General features: G+C 33.7%; 18 protein-coding genes. All 18 read left to right on the top strand.

Features of this window, described 5'->3' with window-relative positions; genetic code table 11:
- The first annotated feature begins 3 nt into the window (after window positions 1-3).
- The 18 genes from fabD to CHB72_RS01520 all read left to right on the top strand — a co-directional run bounded on the left by fabD (window position 4) and on the right by CHB72_RS01520 (window position 16,388).
- A complete protein-coding gene (fabD, locus tag CHB72_RS01605; RefSeq protein ID WP_089281106.1) occupies window positions 4-945 on the top strand; it encodes an ACP S-malonyltransferase in 942 nt (313 codons plus the stop codon).
- Window positions 946-957: 12 nt separating this feature from the next.
- The gene (gene fabG, locus CHB72_RS01600; protein WP_330396962.1) at window positions 958-1,701 is read left to right on the top strand and encodes a 3-oxoacyl-[acyl-carrier-protein] reductase; all 744 of its coding nucleotides are present in this window, start codon (window positions 958-960) and stop codon (window positions 1,699-1,701) included.
- A 27-nt stretch (window positions 1,702-1,728) separates the two neighbouring features.
- Window positions 1,729-1,959: an acyl carrier protein gene (gene acpP / locus CHB72_RS01595; RefSeq protein ID WP_089281105.1), complete on the top strand. Its 231-nt coding sequence runs from the start codon at window positions 1,729-1,731 to the stop codon at window positions 1,957-1,959.
- 60 nt (window positions 1,960-2,019) lie between these two features.
- Window positions 2,020-3,261 (top strand): beta-ketoacyl-ACP synthase II, encoded by a 1,242-nt coding sequence (gene fabF, locus CHB72_RS01590; RefSeq protein WP_089281104.1) that lies wholly within the window; start codon window positions 2,020-2,022, stop codon window positions 3,259-3,261.
- Between the two features lie 212 nt (window positions 3,262-3,473).
- Window positions 3,474-4,181, top strand: a complete 708-nt coding sequence (gene rnc, locus CHB72_RS01585) for a ribonuclease III (RefSeq protein ID WP_089281103.1) — start codon at window positions 3,474-3,476, stop codon at window positions 4,179-4,181.
- Window positions 4,120-5,214: an elongator complex protein 3 gene (locus CHB72_RS01580; protein WP_242974997.1), complete on the top strand. Its 1,095-nt coding sequence runs from the start codon at window positions 4,120-4,122 to the stop codon at window positions 5,212-5,214. The genes rnc and CHB72_RS01580 overlap by 62 nt, the downstream gene beginning before the upstream one ends.
- A gap of 96 nt (window positions 5,215-5,310) precedes the next feature.
- The gene (smc, locus tag CHB72_RS01575) at window positions 5,311-8,895 is read left to right on the top strand and encodes a chromosome segregation protein SMC (RefSeq protein WP_089281102.1); all 3,585 of its coding nucleotides are present in this window, start codon (window positions 5,311-5,313) and stop codon (window positions 8,893-8,895) included.
- An 11-nt stretch (window positions 8,896-8,906) separates the two neighbouring features.
- Entirely contained in the window at window positions 8,907-10,169 is a 1,263-nt protein-coding gene (gene ftsY, locus CHB72_RS01570; RefSeq protein ID WP_089281101.1) for a signal recognition particle-docking protein FtsY, read from the top strand.
- A gap of 99 nt (window positions 10,170-10,268) precedes the next feature.
- A complete protein-coding gene (gene ylxM, locus CHB72_RS01565; RefSeq protein WP_089281100.1) occupies window positions 10,269-10,637 on the top strand; it encodes a YlxM family DNA-binding protein in 369 nt (122 codons plus the stop codon).
- A 22-nt stretch (window positions 10,638-10,659) separates the two neighbouring features.
- A complete protein-coding gene (ffh, locus tag CHB72_RS01560; protein ID WP_089281099.1) occupies window positions 10,660-12,006 on the top strand; it encodes a signal recognition particle protein in 1,347 nt (448 codons plus the stop codon).
- A gap of 29 nt (window positions 12,007-12,035) precedes the next feature.
- A complete protein-coding gene (rpsP, locus tag CHB72_RS01555; RefSeq protein WP_089281098.1) occupies window positions 12,036-12,281 on the top strand; it encodes a 30S ribosomal protein S16 in 246 nt (81 codons plus the stop codon).
- A gap of 27 nt (window positions 12,282-12,308) precedes the next feature.
- Window positions 12,309-12,536, top strand: a complete 228-nt coding sequence (locus CHB72_RS01550; protein WP_089281097.1) for a KH domain-containing protein — start codon at window positions 12,309-12,311, stop codon at window positions 12,534-12,536.
- A gap of 167 nt (window positions 12,537-12,703) precedes the next feature.
- Window positions 12,704-13,204: a ribosome maturation factor RimM gene (gene rimM / locus CHB72_RS01545; protein ID WP_089281096.1), complete on the top strand. Its 501-nt coding sequence runs from the start codon at window positions 12,704-12,706 to the stop codon at window positions 13,202-13,204.
- The gene (trmD, locus tag CHB72_RS01540) at window positions 13,204-13,947 is read left to right on the top strand and encodes a tRNA (guanosine(37)-N1)-methyltransferase TrmD (RefSeq protein ID WP_089281095.1); all 744 of its coding nucleotides are present in this window, start codon (window positions 13,204-13,206) and stop codon (window positions 13,945-13,947) included. Before rimM ends, trmD begins: the two co-directional genes overlap by 1 nt.
- A gap of 103 nt (window positions 13,948-14,050) precedes the next feature.
- A complete protein-coding gene (gene rplS / locus CHB72_RS01535) occupies window positions 14,051-14,401 on the top strand; it encodes a 50S ribosomal protein L19 (RefSeq protein WP_089281094.1) in 351 nt (116 codons plus the stop codon).
- A 111-nt stretch (window positions 14,402-14,512) separates the two neighbouring features.
- Window positions 14,513-15,367, top strand: a complete 855-nt coding sequence (ylqF, locus tag CHB72_RS01530; protein WP_089281093.1) for a ribosome biogenesis GTPase YlqF — start codon at window positions 14,513-14,515, stop codon at window positions 15,365-15,367.
- 42 nt (window positions 15,368-15,409) lie between these two features.
- The gene (locus CHB72_RS01525) at window positions 15,410-16,021 is read left to right on the top strand and encodes a ribonuclease HII (protein ID WP_089281092.1); all 612 of its coding nucleotides are present in this window, start codon (window positions 15,410-15,412) and stop codon (window positions 16,019-16,021) included.
- 19 nt (window positions 16,022-16,040) lie between these two features.
- Window positions 16,041-16,388 carry a YraN family protein gene (locus CHB72_RS01520; protein WP_089281091.1) on the top strand — a complete coding sequence of 116 codons (348 nt, stop codon included), beginning with the start codon at window positions 16,041-16,043 and terminating at the stop codon, window positions 16,386-16,388.
- The last annotated feature ends 361 nt before the right edge of the window (window positions 16,389-16,749 follow it).

Below are 16,749 nucleotides of genomic sequence, written 5' to 3'. Positions count from 1 at the left end.
CTTATGAGTAAAACTGCCTTTGTATTTCCAGGTCAGGGTTCTCAATATATAGGTATGGGTAAAGAAATTGTTGGGAATTTTAAAATTGCAAAAACAACCTTTGAAGAAGCCAGTGATTGCTTGCATTTAGATATGGAAAAGCTGTGCTTTGAAGGTCCAGATGAAGAATTAATAAAAACAGAAAATACTCAACCAGCGATATTAACCACCAGCGTAGCTATTTTAAGGGCCATGGAAGAACTGGGAATTGGTTGCGAAATGACAGCGGGGCTAAGTCTTGGAGAATATGGATCATTAGTTAAATCCAATGTATTTAGCTTTAGTGATGCAGTGCAATTAGTGAAAAAAAGAGGTAAATATATGCAGGAGGCAGTTCCCTTAGGTGTAGGTGTAATGGCAGCTATTTTAGGTTTGGAAAGACAAGTGTTAGAGAAATGCTTAAATAGCTGTAGTCAGTATGGTATCGTTGAAGCTGCGAATTTCAATAGCCCAGGTCAAATCGTTATTTCAGGTGAAATTGAGGCTGTGAAAGTAGCAGTAAAGAAAGCCCTTGAGCTAGGAGCAAAAAAAGCTGTATTACTTCCTGTAAGCGCTCCTTTTCATTGTAGTTTACTTAAACCAGCAGGTGAAAAACTTAAAGAAGATTTACAAAGTCTAAGCATCAATTCTCCTGAAATCCCAGTTGTAACAAATGCAGAAGCTAAGATATTAAGCTGCAAGTCCAAAGTAATAGATTCATTGGTAAATCAGGTAAGCAAATCAGTATTGTGGCAGGATTCTGTGGAGTTAATGATAGAAAATGACGTGGAAACTTTTATTGAAATAGGGCCAGGAAAAACATTGGCATCATTTATTAAAAGAATAGGAAAGAGCCTAGATAAGAAAATAAACATATATAGCATAGAAGATATGGCTAGCTTAAAAGCACTACCAGTAAAACCGTAGGGAGGGGTACCGTTGATTTTAGAAAATAAAAATGTTATTATAACAGGTGGTTCAAGAGGAATTGGCAGATCTATTGCTTTACAATTAGCCCGAAATGGTGCGAATGTAATCATTAATTATACTAGCAATAAAGAAGCTGCTGATAAGGTTGTAAAAGAGATAGAAGCCTATAATGTAAAAGGACTAGCAATTCAATGTGACGTAACCAAAAGTGATGATATAAAAAAAATGATAGAGACAGTTGAGAATCATTTCGATACCATTGATATCTTAGTGAATAATGCTGGTATCACTAAGGATAATCTCTTACTAAGAATGAAGGAAGAGGAATGGCAACAGGTTATAGATGTTAATTTAACAGGTGTTTTCCTATGTACTAAAGCAGTAATTAGAAAAATGATGAAGCAAAAGCATGGGAAGATTGTCAATATATCATCCGTTGTAGGTGTGACAGGTAATGCTGGTCAAGCAAACTATTCTGCCTCAAAGGCTGGCGTAATTGGGTTTACTAAGTCTATTGCAAAGGAAGTTGCTAGTAAAAATATTCATGTAAATGCAATTGCCCCGGGGTTTATTGAAACAGATATGACCGCTGTTTTATCAGAGGATATAAAAAGTGGTTTAATGGAGAGTATACCACTTAAAAGATATGGGCAACCTGATGACATAGCAAATCTTGTGGTTTTTTTAAGTAGCAATCAATCCAACTACATCACTGGTCAAGTGATAAACGTAGATGGTGGTATGGCAATCTAATAAATTAAATTTAAGGAGGATTTTACTATGGTATTTGAAAAAATTGTAAAAATTGTTGGAGAGCAATTAGGAGTAGATGATCTAACAACAATTAAAAAGGAAACATCACTAATGAACGATTTAGAAGCAGATTCATTAGATGCTGTAGAAATCATAATGGCTATTGAAGATGAATTTGGGGTTGAAATACCAGATGATGAAGCTGAAAATTTTAAAAACATTGGTAATATTGTAACTTTTGTAGAAAAAAACCTATAGGACTGAAAAATCCCGATGTCATCGGGATTTTATAAGTCAAAGTAGGTAAAGGAGGACAATATGAAAAGAAGAGTTGTTGTAACAGGATTAGGTTGTGTTACTCCCATAGGTATAGGAAAAAAATCCTTTTGGGAGGCATTGACAACAGGAGTTTCAGGGATCGATTTTATCACAAAATTTGATACAGCTGATTATCCTACAAAGATTGCTGCAGAGGTTAAAGATTTTCAACCAGAAAATTATATTGATAAAAAAGAAGCAAGAAAGATGGATAAGTTCACACAGTTTGCGGTTGCAGCTTCTCAATTGGCAATCCAAGATGCAGGTATCGATATAGAGGAGATTGAGTCTGAAAAATTTGGTGTAATTCTTGGTTCAGGTATAGGTGGTATAGAAACCTTTGAAGAGCAAAACCAAAGGCTTTTAGATAAAGGCGTAAGAAGAATAAGTCCATTTTTTATTCCAATGATGATAACAAACATTGGTGCTGGACAAGTCTCTATGTACTTCGATGCAAAGGGACCAAATAGTACGATTGTTACTGCCTGTGCATCTTCTACCAATGCTGTTGGGGAAGCTTATAGGATCATTGAACGAGGAGATGCCGATATAATGATTACTGGAGGAACAGAGGCTTCTATTACTCCGTTAGCTATTGCAGGTTTTTGTTCAATGAAGGCAATGTCTACCTATAATGAAGATCCTAAAAAAGCCAGCAGGCCCTTCGATTTAAATCGAGATGGATTTGTTATGGGAGAAGGAGCAGGTATGCTGATATTAGAAGAACTAGAACATGCCCTTAATAGAGGAGCAACAATCTATGGAGAAGTTGTTGGGTATGGTATGAGCGCTGATGCATATCATATTACTGCTCCAGATCCAGAGGGAAAAGGGGCAGCGCGGGCAATGGAAAATGCTTTAAAGGATGCAGGTATTTCTTACGAGGAAATTGATTACATCAACGCCCATGGTACTAGTACACCTTATAACGATAAATTTGAAACAATGGCTATTAAAAAGGTATTTAAAGAGCATGCAAAAGACATAGCCATTAGTTCTACTAAATCTATGACGGGACATCTATTAGGGGCAGCTGGCGGTGTAGAAGGTATGATATGTGCATTGACTATCTATAATGATCTTGTACCGCCTACCATAAATTATGAAACGCCTGATGAAGAATGTGATTTAGATTACGTGCCAAATCAAGCTAGAGAAAAAGTAGTAAATTATGCACTATCCAATTCCTTTGGATTTGGTGGACATAATGCTACAATTATCTTTAAAAAATACTCTGCATAAGCTTTCATAAAAAATAATTATAGAAATCTTTAGATTTCTATAATTATTTTTTGCATTTATCACTTTTTAATAGTAAAATGTTATTGGATTTAATGTACACAAATAGGATGTTGCATTAAAGAATAATATAGGAAATCTGTATATTAAAAGGAGTTCTACTCTAAACTACAAATACAGAAGAAATATTCCAATTCTTTATTGGGGGGAAAAAGATGCCATACAACAATACAAATATTGAAGAAAATATGATGTTACTTCAGAAGGCCTTGAATTATAACTTTAAAAACTGCGAAGTTTTAAAAGAAGCTTTAACCCATAGTTCTTTTGCAAATGAATCAAAATTTAAAAAGGTTAAGTATAATGAAAGGCTAGAGTTTTTGGGGGATTCTGTTTTAAGCTTAGTGGTTAGTGAATATATCTTTATCAAGTATAAACATCTCCCTGAAGGTGAACTAACGAAGGTAAGAGCAAATGTAGTCTGTGAACCTTCTTTGGCAATGCGATCCAAAGAAATCAAACTTGGTCAGTATTTATTACTGGGCAAAGGTGAAGAGTTCACTGGAGGTAGACAACGGGAGTCTATCCTGGCAGATGCTTTTGAAGCATTAATTGGAGCCATATATATTGATGGTGGAATTCAGGTGGTAAAGCAATTTATACTGCATTATTTTTTAGAGAGTATCGATCTTGCCAGCAAGGGAATCTTATTTAGAGATTATAAAACACATCTACAGGAATTGTTGCAAAGCAAAACCTCAGAAAGAATTACATATCATGTTGTAAATGAATATGGTCCTGATCATAACAAAGTCTTTGAAGTTGAGGTTTTAATTGGAAATAAGGTGATTGGTAGAGGACGTGGAAAAAGTAAGAAGGAAGCTGAACAAAGAGCAGCAGAGGAAGCTATTAAGAAAGGTTAAGGTAAATATGTCTAAAAAAAGCTATATTATTCCTATCTTCATTCCCCATAAAGGTTGCCCTCATGATTGTAGTTTTTGCAATCAAAAGAAAATAGCAGGTGAAGTTGAGAATAATAGTGAGGAGAATATTATAGAGGTTATTAATCGGTATATGGAATTATATCCAAAACCTATTACAAATCTAGAAATAGCCTTCTATGGAGGCAGCTTTACAGGACTTCCGATAGAAAAACAAGTAGAATTATTGACGCCAGCTTATAGGATGAAGAAAAAAGGCTATGTAAAGGAGATTAGACTTTCTACTAGACCTGATTATATAAATAAAGAGATATTATCTATATTAGAACAGTATGGAGTTTCGATTATTGAATTAGGTGTGCAATCTACTGATGATCATGTTCTCTTTTTAAATAAAAGAGGCCATACAAGAAAAGATATATTTAAAGCAGTTGAACTAGTGAAAAAATACGATTTTCGATTGGGTCTACAAATGATGGTTGGATTATTTGGGGACAGTGGAAATACAATTAAAAGAACTGCTGAGGATATTATTTTGTTAAAGCCAGACTTTCTTCGGATTTATCCAACCATTGTTATTAAAGATACATATTTGGAAATTCTGTACAAAAAAGGAGAATACGTACCCTTTACCTTGGAGGAAACTGTGGACATATGTAAAAGCCTATTATTAGAATTCAAAGAAAATAACATTCCTGTCATTAGACTAGGACTCCAATCCACTGAAGATATTGCTTATGGGAAAGCGATCGTGGCGGGACCTTATCACCCGGCATTTAGAGAAATAGTGGAGTCGGAGATCTATAAGGATTTAATAGAAAATAACCTTAGAAAATATGACGGTTATGAGTTGAAAGAACTTACAATCTATTGTCATCCTAGTGCAGCATCTAAAGTAGCAGGATATAAGCAGTCAAATAAAAATTATTTAATAAATAAGTATCATTTATCAAAAATAATAATAAAACCTTACCCTAGTATAGAAATAGATACAGTGAAGTTAGAGGTTCATTGATAATGGTAGTCAGAAAAAACTTTTATAGAGTTAAGAATAAGGTTTTATGATAAAATGATTTCATGGTGATTGAATGGTAAGTGTGGAGGGATTTTTTTGTATTTAAAAAAATTAGAACTTTATGGATTTAAATCCTTTGCAAATAAAATAGAGCTAAATTTTGAAAAAGGTGTCACTGCTGTGGTAGGACCTAATGGAAGTGGTAAAAGTAATATTTCCGATGGTATTAAGTGGGTACTTGGAGAACAAAGTGTTAAATCTTTAAGGGGAAGTAAGATGGAAGATGTTATTTTTGCTGGTACTAGCACTAGAAAGCCATTGGGGATGTCGGAAGTCTCTTTAACTTTAGATAATAGCTCTCAAGCTTTGCCCATCGAATATGATGAGATAACTATAACGAGAAGAATGTATCGATCAGGGGAAAGCGAATATTATTTAAACAAGTCAGCCTGCCGACTTAAGGATATTAGAGAGCTTCTAATGGATACTGGAATCGGTAAAGATGGATATTCAATTATTGGACAAGGTAAAATAGATGAAATATTAAGTAGTAAATCAGAGGATAGACGTCAGTTATTTGAGGAAGCGGCAGGGATTGTTAAATATAAGCATCGGAAAAATGAAGCAGAAAAGAAGCTAAGTGCTACAAAAGATAATTTAATTAGAGTTTCAGATATATTAAATGAATTGGAAAATCAATTAGAGCCTCTAAAAAAACAAAGCTTTAAAGCACAAAAATATAATGAGCTAAAAGAAACATTGCTAAAGCTGGAGGTTAATCTATTTATTAAAGAAATCGACAAAATTGATACGGAATTGAAACATATTCACCAGCAGATGGAGATTCTTAAAAAATCCTTGTCGACCCAAGAAATAGAGAAAAATAATTTTTGTGAAAAACTAAGTGAAATAGAAAATCAGCTGGAATTAAGAGAAGAGGAAGTCGCAAAGATTCAAGATGAGTATCATAATACTCAAAAGGAAATCGGCAAAAAAGAAGGGGAGATTAATGTAAATCAAGAAAAATTGATGCATTATACCCAAAATATCAATAGATTAGAAAAAGAAATTAAAGATATTTCAAACATAAACCTTAAAACTAGAGGAGAATTGGAAGCTAAGCTCATCCAACTAAAAACAATTGATACAGATTTAGATGAACTTGAAACAGAAATGAAGGACAAAGTTTTACAATATAATGACATTAACCGTTCGAAGTCTTTAAAAGAGGAAGATGTGGAAAATTCTAAATCAACGATTATTGATACCTTAAATGCTATTTCAGATCTGAAAAGTGAAGGCAATAGATATAAAACGCTTACGGATACGATGCAACAACGTATGGAACAAATTCATAAGGAAATTAATCATCATGAGGAGAAGGCAGTTGCAGGACATAAAACCTTTATAGAATTACAACAAGGCTTAACGGAATTAAGAAGCAATATGAATAATATAATGGATAGGATAAAAAACATTACAAGTGAGAAGCATTTACTTGTGAATCAAGAGAATAATATACTAAAAAAGCTAGACAGCATGAGGAAAGAAATTCAACATAAAGCTTCTAAGAAAAATGTTATAGAAGAGATGGAAAAAGAGCATGATGGATATAACAAAAGTGTAAAAAACATATTAGTTGCTTGTGACAGGAACCAAGCATTAGGTGAAGGTGTATATGGCGTTGTGGCAAATCTTCTTAAGGTTCCTAGAGGATACGAGGTTGCTATAGAAACAGCTTTAGGAGCAAGTATACAGCATATTGTGACTAGAAATGAAGAAGATGCAAAAAGATTAATTGGGTTTTTGAAAAAGAATAGTTTAGGCAGAGTTACACTTCTCCCATTAACTTCTATACAAAAGAAAACGATACAAAATAGTGAGCTAAAAATAATCGAAGGTTTTAAAGATGTAAAGGTAGCAATAGACATTATTGAATTTGATCATAGCTTTACCAATGTTTTTTCTAGCCTTCTATCTAGAGTATTGATTGTACCTAATTTAGATATAGGCGTTAAAATGGCGAAAGCAACGCAACATAGATTTAAGATTGTAACCATTGATGGAGATGTTATGAATCTAGGGGGATCGATTACTGGGGGCAGTTCTGGTTTTAAAGGAAGTAGTATTCTAGGTAGAAAAAGGGAGCTTGAGGAGCTGACAGAATCAATAGGAAATTTAGAAAAAGAAAAACATACTGTAGAACTACAATACAACCAATTGATTGAAGCAAAAAATACTTTGGATGAAGAAGTAAAAATGTTAACGGAGAAACAACAGGACTTAAAGATTCAAGAGGCTACATTAGCTAGTAAAGAACAGCAGACTGAGGAAGAAAACCGAAAAACAGATGTTTTTATCAAGCAATTGAAGCGAGAAATAAAGGAATTAATGGAAGCAAAACAAACAACTTCAGAAAAATATATTGGTATTAATAAAGAAATAGCCTCTATGGAAGAAATGATAGCAAGTACAAAGCATACTTTAGAAGATTGTGAAAAACATTTACTTATTGGGAAACAAAAGTTAGAAGAATTGAATGAAGAAATAACAAAGCATAAAGTAAACCTTGCATCTTTACAGGAACAGAAAAGAGGGTTATTACAGGAAATAGAAAATCTACAGGAAACGATTAAACATAATGAGATGCAATGTTCTGAAAAGAATGAGGAAATTATAAACACCAACAATCAATACAGTTCTCTTCAAGAGGAATTAATGAAGAGCAAAAAAGAATTACAGAATAGCGTTCATAAGCTAAACCAACTTGAAGAAAGATTAACGGTCTTAAAAAATGGCAAGCAAGAGCTTCAACAGGTACAGAAACAAACGAAAGAAATGTTAAATCAGGTTGAAGAAATAATAAAAGATTTGCATGACAGTACCTATAAACTTGATGTAAAATGTACAAGATTAGAAATGCAACAGCAAGCCTTCTATAATAAATTGTGGGAGGAATATGAATTAACCTATAATCATGCTAAAGAAATAAAAGAAGATGTTCCTGATCATATTAACATGACTAAGGAAATAAAGTCTTTAAAGGACGGAATAAAATCCTTAGGCAGTATCAATCTAGATGCTATTGAAGAATACGAAAGCGTTAAAGAAAGACATCAATTTTTAAAGCAGCAAAAGGATGACTTGGAAAGTGCTCGACAAACGTTAGTCAAAGTCATTAAAGATATGGAAGAAAGTATGAAGCAACAGTTTCTTCAAGAGTTTAATAAAATAAGAGAAAACTTTAATGAAGTGTTTATTAAACTTTTTGGTGGAGGTAAAGCTGAATTAGTATTAGAGGATGAGAAGGATTTGTTAGATTGTGGCATTGAAATCATTGCTCAACCTCCCGGCAAAAAATTACAAAGCTTATCACTTCTTTCAGGAGGAGAAAGGGCTTTAACTGCTATTTCTCTTTTGTTTGGAATACTATTAGTGAAACCTAGTCCCTTTTGCATATTAGATGAAATTGAAGCGGCATTAGATGATGCCAATGTCAATCGATTTGCCAAGTTTTTACAGGAATTATCTTTTGATACCCAATTCATTGTTGTTACCCATAGGAAAGGTACTATGGAAAGCGCTGATGCATTATATGGTGTAACAATGGAGGAAGAAGGTATATCAAAGATTGTATCGGTCAAATTTACAGATGAATTCAACAAAGAAATTGCTAGTTAGGAGGATGCTTCATGTTAAAAAAAATATGGGATAAGTTATTGAACAAAAATGAAAAACCTGATGAGGTAGAAGAGAAAAAGCAAGAAAATCAAGGTGGCAATGAAGAAGAAAATCCTGAGAGACTAGAGTTAGAAGAAGATATGGATTTATTAGATACAAATAAAGTTGAAGAAAATGAACATTTAGCTGAAGAGGAAGAGTTGGAAGTAGAAGAGATACCTGAGGATTTTGAAGCAAATGAAGAAAGCTTTCTTCAGGAGATAGATGAGGATGAAGAAATAGAAGTTGATGTTGAAATGACAGCTATCGAAGAAGAAGAGATAGAGGAACAGGTAGTGGATGAAGCTACGGAGAAGGTAAGTCTCTTTAAAAGGTTAAAGGAGGGCTTATCAAAAACAAAGAAAGGTATTACAGATAAGATTGATGTGTTAATAAAATCTTATCAAAAGATAGATGAAGAATTATTTGAAGAATTAGAAGAAATCTTAATTGGTGCTGACATTGGTGTGAGCACAACAATGGAGGTTATTGAAGAACTAAAAGATACTGTAAAGGAACGAAAGCTTGTTGAACCACAGGAAATTAAAGAAATACTTCAAGAAAAATTAACCATTATATTGAATGAATTATCCTTTACAGCATTGAATGTTGAACCCTCTCCATCAATTATTTTAGTTGTAGGAGTGAATGGAGTTGGAAAAACAACTTCTATTGGGAAAATAGCTCATAAGTTAAAAAAACAGGGAAAAAAGGTAGTACTAGCTGCAGGAGATACTTTTAGAGCGGCTGCTATTGATCAGCTTAAAATCTGGGGGGACAGAGTAGGGGTAGATGTAATAAAGCATCAAGAGGGATCTGATCCAGCAGCTGTTGTATACGATGCAATTCAAGCTGCCAAAGCTAGAAATGTAGATGTGTTAATATGCGACACTGCTGGACGACTCCACAATAAAAAGAATTTAATGAATGAATTAGGAAAGGTGTTTAAAGTAGTAGAAAGAGAATTTCCGGAAGCTTCTAAGGAGGTACTACTAGTTTTAGATGCCACAACTGGACAAAATGCTATACAACAGGCTAAAACATTTAAAGAGGTAGCCAATATTTCTGGATTAGTGCTTACTAAGCTAGATGGCACTGCAAAGGGTGGGATCGTTATCGCAATTAGTAAAGAATTGAATATTCCTGTTAAATTAATTGGAGTAGGTGAAAAAATGGAGGATTTACAAGAGTTCCATTCCAATACCTTTGTAAAAGCATTATTTGGTGAAGAATGAAGAATTGTAAATAAAAAGTACTTGACAGTAGGTGGGTTATAGTATAAAATCCTAATGTAAAGGAAATTTACTTTACATCAATGAATAGGAAGTGCTGTCATGATTGAAAAGAAAATTGAAATATCAATGCTATATGATTTTTACAGTCAACTTCTTACAGAAAAACAAAGAGATATGATCGATTTATATTACAATCAAGATCTATCGCTAGGTGAAATTGCCCAGGAACTGCAGATATCTAGACAGGCAGTGTATGATACGATTAAAAGAACAGAAAAAATTCTTTATGATTATGAAGATAAACTCAAGCTTTTTAAACTATTCGATTCAAAGATGACGAATATTGAAAAATTGAAGGATAAAGTTTTTAGGTTAGAAAAGCAAGTAGAGTCTAATTCATCAAAAGAAAAATTGAAACAAGAAATTAATGATATGAAACTGTTATTTGATGAATTGTTTAATAATTGAATCCTCTAGGTAGGTGAAAAACATGGTTTTTGAAGGATTAGCTGAAAAGCTTCAAAACACTTTTAAAAAGTTAAAAGGCAAAGGAAAGCTTACTGAACAAGATGTATCAGAAGCTATGAGGGAAGTAAAATTAGCTTTATTAGAAGCGGACGTTAATTTTAAAGTGGTAAAAGACTTTGTAAAAAAAGTAAAAGACAGATCTGTTGGAGTAGAGGTGTTGGAAAGTCTTACTCCTGGTCAACAGGTTATAAAAATAGTAAATGAAGAGTTAACAGAGTTAATGGGTCAAACCCAGAGCAAATTAACCTTTGCTTCTAAACCTCCTACCATAATTATGTTGGTAGGCTTACAAGGAGCGGGTAAAACTACTACCTGTGGTAAACTGTCAGGGCTACTGAAAAAACAAGGGAAGCGACCTTTGCTGATAGCGGGAGATATTTATAGGCCAGCTGCCATCAAACAGCTGCAGGTTGTTGGAGGACAAGTAGATGTTCCAGTATTCACTATGGGAGATAAGCTAAGTCCAGTTGATATCGTTAGAGCTGGAGTAGAGCATGGAGTAAACCATGGGAATGATGTTATCATTATTGATACCGCAGGAAGACTTCATATTAATGAAGAGCTCATGGAGGAATTACAAGATGTAAAATCTACTGTTAAACCTCATGAAATATTATTAGTAATTGATTCTATGACGGGTCAAGATGCTGTAAATGTTGCAGAAGAATTCAATGGCAAATTAGGTATTGATGGTGTCATTTTAACAAAGCTAGATGGAGATACCAGAGGTGGTGCTGCACTATCTGTTCGATCAGTAACTCATAAGCCAATAAAGTTTGTTGGCTTAGGTGAAAAGTTAGACGACCTTGAACCTTTCCATCCAGATAGAATGGCTTCAAGGATATTGGGAATGGGGGATGTTTTAAGTCTTATAGAGAAGGCACAGGCTTCTTTTGACGCAGAAAAAGCCAAGGATCTTCATAACAAAATGAAAAGCCAGCAATTTACTTTTGAGGATTTTTTAGATCAGCTGCAGCAGGTTAAAAGTATGGGACCCATAAGTCAACTACTAGAGATGATTCCTGGTGGTGGTGGTAAGCAACTAAAAAACCTTGAAGTGGATGAGAAGGAACTAGTTCATATACAGGCCATTATTCAGTCTATGACAAAAGAAGAAAGATTAAATCCAACGATTATTAATGGTAGTAGAAGAAAAAGAATCGCAAATGGTAGTGGCACAACTGTTCAACAGGTGAATCGCTTAATTAAACAATTTGAACAAACAAGAAAAATGATGAAGCAATTTACTGATATGGAAAAATCAATGAAAAAAGGAGGGAAATTTAAGTTTCCTTTCCTTGGACAATAACTTTTGAATATTTAAAGGAGGTGAAAAAAATGGCAGTAAAAATTAGATTAAAAAGAATGGGTCAAAAGAAAAGACCTTTTTACAGAATCGTAGTTGCTGATGCTAGAGCTCCTAGAGATGGTAGATTTATCGAAGAGATAGGATACTACAATCCAATTTCCCAACCAAAGGAAATAAAAATAGATAATGAGAAAGCAATCAAATGGTTAGGCAATGGTGCACAACCAACAGATACTGTAAAAGACTTGTTTAAAAAGAATGGGATTATTGAATAATAATTCTATATACTAGGGGGTATACAAATGGGTCATTTAGTGGAAATTATCGCTAAAGCACTAGTAGATCATCCAGAAGAAGTTGTAGTTACTGAGGTTGAAGGCAATCAATCTATTATTGTAGAGTTAAAGGTAGCCCCAGATGATATGGGAAAAGTCATTGGAAAGCAAGGTAGAATTGCAAAAGCCATTAGAACCGTGGTCAAAGCAGCTGCCACTAAGGAAAACAAAAGAGTGATTGTAGAGATTATCTAACAGCAAAGGATTAGGGTTCCCTAATCCTTATTCAAATTAAATCTTAAAAATAGTCATTCTTTAAATCTTTCAAAAGAAGACTATTTTATACTATAAAATTTGATTTTTAAGCTAATACTAACGTTAGTTTAAAGATATCCTCTAATTTTAAAAAGGGTGTAGAATATATGAAATATATAAAAGTTGGGAAAATACTAAATACCCATGGAATCAAAGGGGAAGTGAAAGTTCTTTCCTTAACAGATTACGATGAGCGATTTGAAGAATTAGAATGGATTTATATTGAAGGTGTTGAAAAAAAATTCTATATCAATAGTATTAAATATAGACCTAAAAATTTGCTGATTTCCTTTAAAGATTATGATGATATTAATCAAGTAGAAAAATTTAAAGGGAAGTATCTACTAATAGATGAAAGTCAAAAAAGAGTATTGGCTGAGGATACCTATTATATCTCAGATATCATTGGTTTAGAGGTTTATACTGCTGAGGAGGAATATTTAGGCAAAGTAGTGGATATACTGCAGGCAGGGTCAAGTGAAGTATATGTCATTAAAAATCAACAGGGAAAAGAAGTAATGATTCCAGCAGTAAAGGAGTTCATCCCGGAAATTTCTCTTGAAACAGGTAGAATCATTGTTAAACCCATTGAAGGAATGATAGAATAATGAGGATTAAAGTACTAACTTTATTTCCTGAAATAGTTAAAGGACCTTTAGATGTTAGCATAATAAAAAACGCTCAAGAAAAAGGTCTAATAGATATAGAATATATAAATATTAGGGATTTTTCAGATAGCAAGCATAAAAAAGTTGATGACTACCCGTATGGTGGTGGAGCAGGTATGATCATGACACCACAACCTATATTTGATTGCTATCAAGCTGCAATCAAAGACGTTATGGCTAATAATGAAGACATAAGAACAATATATTGTTCGCCTAAAGGAAAAGTTTTTAACCAAGAGTTAGCTCTTAACCTTGCTAAGGAAGACTCTTTGATATTTATCTGTGGTCATTATGAAGGGATTGATCAAAGAGTTATTGATTCATTAGTAACAGACGAAATATCTATTGGAGATTACGTATTAACTGGAGGAGAACTACCGGTAGCTGTTATAATAGATGCTGTAGCTAGGTTAATACCAGGTGTTTTAGGTCAAGAGGAAAGCTTTCAAGAGGAATCTTTCTATTCAGGATTGTTGGAATATCCACATTACACCAGACCCTATGATTTTAGAGGATTAGAAGTCCCTTCGGTATTATCCTCTGGCAATCATAAAGAAATAGAAAAATGGAGAAGAAAGAAATCCTTAGAAATCACCTTTGAAAGAAGACCTGATTTGCTTGAAAATGCTAGCCTATCAGATGAGGATAAAAAAACCTTGGATTTCTTAAAAAAACATAGCTAGGAAACTATTGAACTATTAGAATAGTTATGATATAATTGCAAAGTTAGTACGGACGGTCCTCTATGAAAACATATGAACGTCTAGGAAGGAAGGAGGTACAACCATGGATTTAATTAGAGCTATTGAAAAAGAACAACTTAAAAGCGATGTTGTAGATTTTAATACTGGTGACACAGTAAAAGTACATGTAAGAATTAAAGAAGGTAATAGAGAAAGAATACAGGTTTTTGAAGGAATCGTTATTAAAAAACAAGGTGGAGGTATTGGAGAAACCTTTACTGTAAGAAGAATTTCTTATGGTGTAGGTGTGGAAAGAACTTTCCCAGTGCACTCTCCAAAGCTTGAAAAGATTGAAGTGATAAAACATGGTAAAGTTAGAAGAGCTAAGCTATTTTATTTAAGAGATAGAATTGGTAAAGCAGCGTTTAAGATTAAAGAAAAGAAAAAATACTAGTATAAAAGGGACTGTAAACAGTCCCTTTTATTTCGCTATTAAATAATGCTAAAATTAATTATAGTCTAACCAAGTCCTCTAATTCTTCATGAATGATAAAGGAGCGATATGATGAATATAAATTGGTATCCTGGACATATGAAAAAAACTCGAGAGTTGTTAAGAGAACAACTTAAGCTAGTAGATGTGGTGTTTGAATTATTAGATGCGAGAATTCCTTTAAGCAGTAAGAATCCTGTTATAGATGAAGTAATAGGAAATAAGCCGAAGGTCGTGGTATTAAACAAGGTTGACTTAGCAAATGATCGAGTCACAAAAAAATGGATAGATTATTATAAAAACCAAGGAATAAGAGCGATACCTGTTGACACAATAGAAGGCAAAGGACTAAAACAAGTGTTAGTTGAAGCCGAAGATGTTGTGAAAGAGAAGATGGAGGCTTTAAAAGCAAAAGGAATAAAGGGAAGAGCGATACGAGTCATGATTGTAGGCATTCCTAATGTTGGGAAATCGTCTATAATTAATAGGTTAACTGGAAGGAAAAGTGCTAAAACTGGAGATCGTCCTGGAGTTACGAAAGGTAAGCAATGGATTAGATTGAGGGGAAATATGGAACTGCTAGATACACCAGGTATTCTATGGCCTAAGTTCGAAGATCAAGAGGTGGCACTTAATCTAGCTTTCACAGGAGCAATTAAAGATGAGATTATGGATGTAGAAACACTTGCTCTCAAATTAACAGAGAAGCTATGGCAACAGGATAAGGATAAATTGGTAGCTAGATATAAATTAGATGAAGTGTTAGACTTACCTATAGATATAATGAACAAAATAGCTAAAAATCGAGGTTGCATTATTAGTGGCGGTGAAGTAGACTATTCAAGAGTAGCTAATATGATACTAGATGAGTTTCGTGGGGGCAAAATAGGTAAAATTTCTTTAGAAGAACCATTTGTAGCTTTGTAATAAAAATTGTGGGTATAGAATAACAAGGGGGATAAAAAATTAATGGAATTACATATAGAAAATAGTCTCTGGGAAATTGGATATAAGAACCTTGCTTTCTGTGATGAGGTTGGAAGAGGGTGTTTATTTGGACCTGTTTTAGCAGCATCTGTAATCTTACCTAAAGGTTTAAAGATAGAGGGTGTGAAGGATTCAAAAAAGCTCTCCCCCAAAAAGCGGGAGGAGATGTATGAAATTATTAAAGAAAAGGCTATAGCAATTGGTATTGGCATCGTATCATCAAAAATAATCGATGAAATTAACATTAAAAATGCAGCTAGATTAGCTATGAAGGAAGCAGTTAATGATTTGAAGGATTATCGGGGAAACTCAGCTATACCTGATTACATACTAATTGATGCAGAAGAAATTGAAACCAACATTCCTCAAAGGGCCATCATCAAAGGAGATGATTTAGTTCATGGCATTGCAGCTGCATCGATAATCGCTAAGGTTACAAGAGATAAGCTATGTGTAGAATGGCATGGACAGTATCCCCAATATGGGATACTTCAACACAAAGGATATGCCACAAAAGCCCATAAGGAGGCTCTGATAAATTATGGAGCGACAGAAATGCACAGAAAAAGTTTCCTTAAAAAAATTTTAACCTAATATTAAGAGGGGAATGGGTATGAGAAAAAAAGTTGGTGAACTGGGGGAACAGTTAAGTAGAAAATATTTAATTGATCAAGGTTATAGTATATTAGTCAATAACTACAGAACCAAACTAGGAGAAATCGACATTATAGCACAGAAAAATAATGTTGTGGTTTTTATAGAAGTAAAAACTAGAAAATCTACGGTTTTTGGGTTGCCTAGGGAAGCAGTTAACTATAGAAAACAAATGACTTTACATAGATTGGCACAACAGTACATACAACATAAAAAAATACAAGATGTTAATTTTCGTTTTGATGTCATGGAAGTTCAATGGATGGAGGAATCCTATCAAATAAATCACATTGAAAATGCTTTTTAAATATAACTAAATTAAGATGTCCCCCGCCTCTATAGGCGGCGGGTTCCACTTAATTTTTTCAGTGGGAGTTCAATCTCCCACTGAAAACGTTGAATGACGGGCAAAGCCCTTATTGAATCATAAGATTACAGCAGGTTTTTACAGCATATACCTAATTTATGGAAAAAAGATGTAGAATTTAAAGGGATAAACTATTATATATAGAATACTTTACTTATATTAAGTATAAGATGAGACTTAATTCAGAGGGAGTTTTTACTCCCACTGAATTTGTAGTCGAATTTACTTCCAGAATGTAGTGCTTGATCTCCCGCTTGTTGAAGCGGGAGACTTAGCAATGCACGGAAGGACAAATTCATGA

The sequence above is a fragment of the Anaerovirgula multivorans genome (assembly GCF_900188145.1).
Lineage (GTDB): Bacteria > Bacillota > Clostridia > Peptostreptococcales > Natronincolaceae > Anaerovirgula > Anaerovirgula multivorans.
Note: the sequence above shows the minus strand (reverse complement) of the source record. Positions and strands in the feature narration are given on the sequence as shown.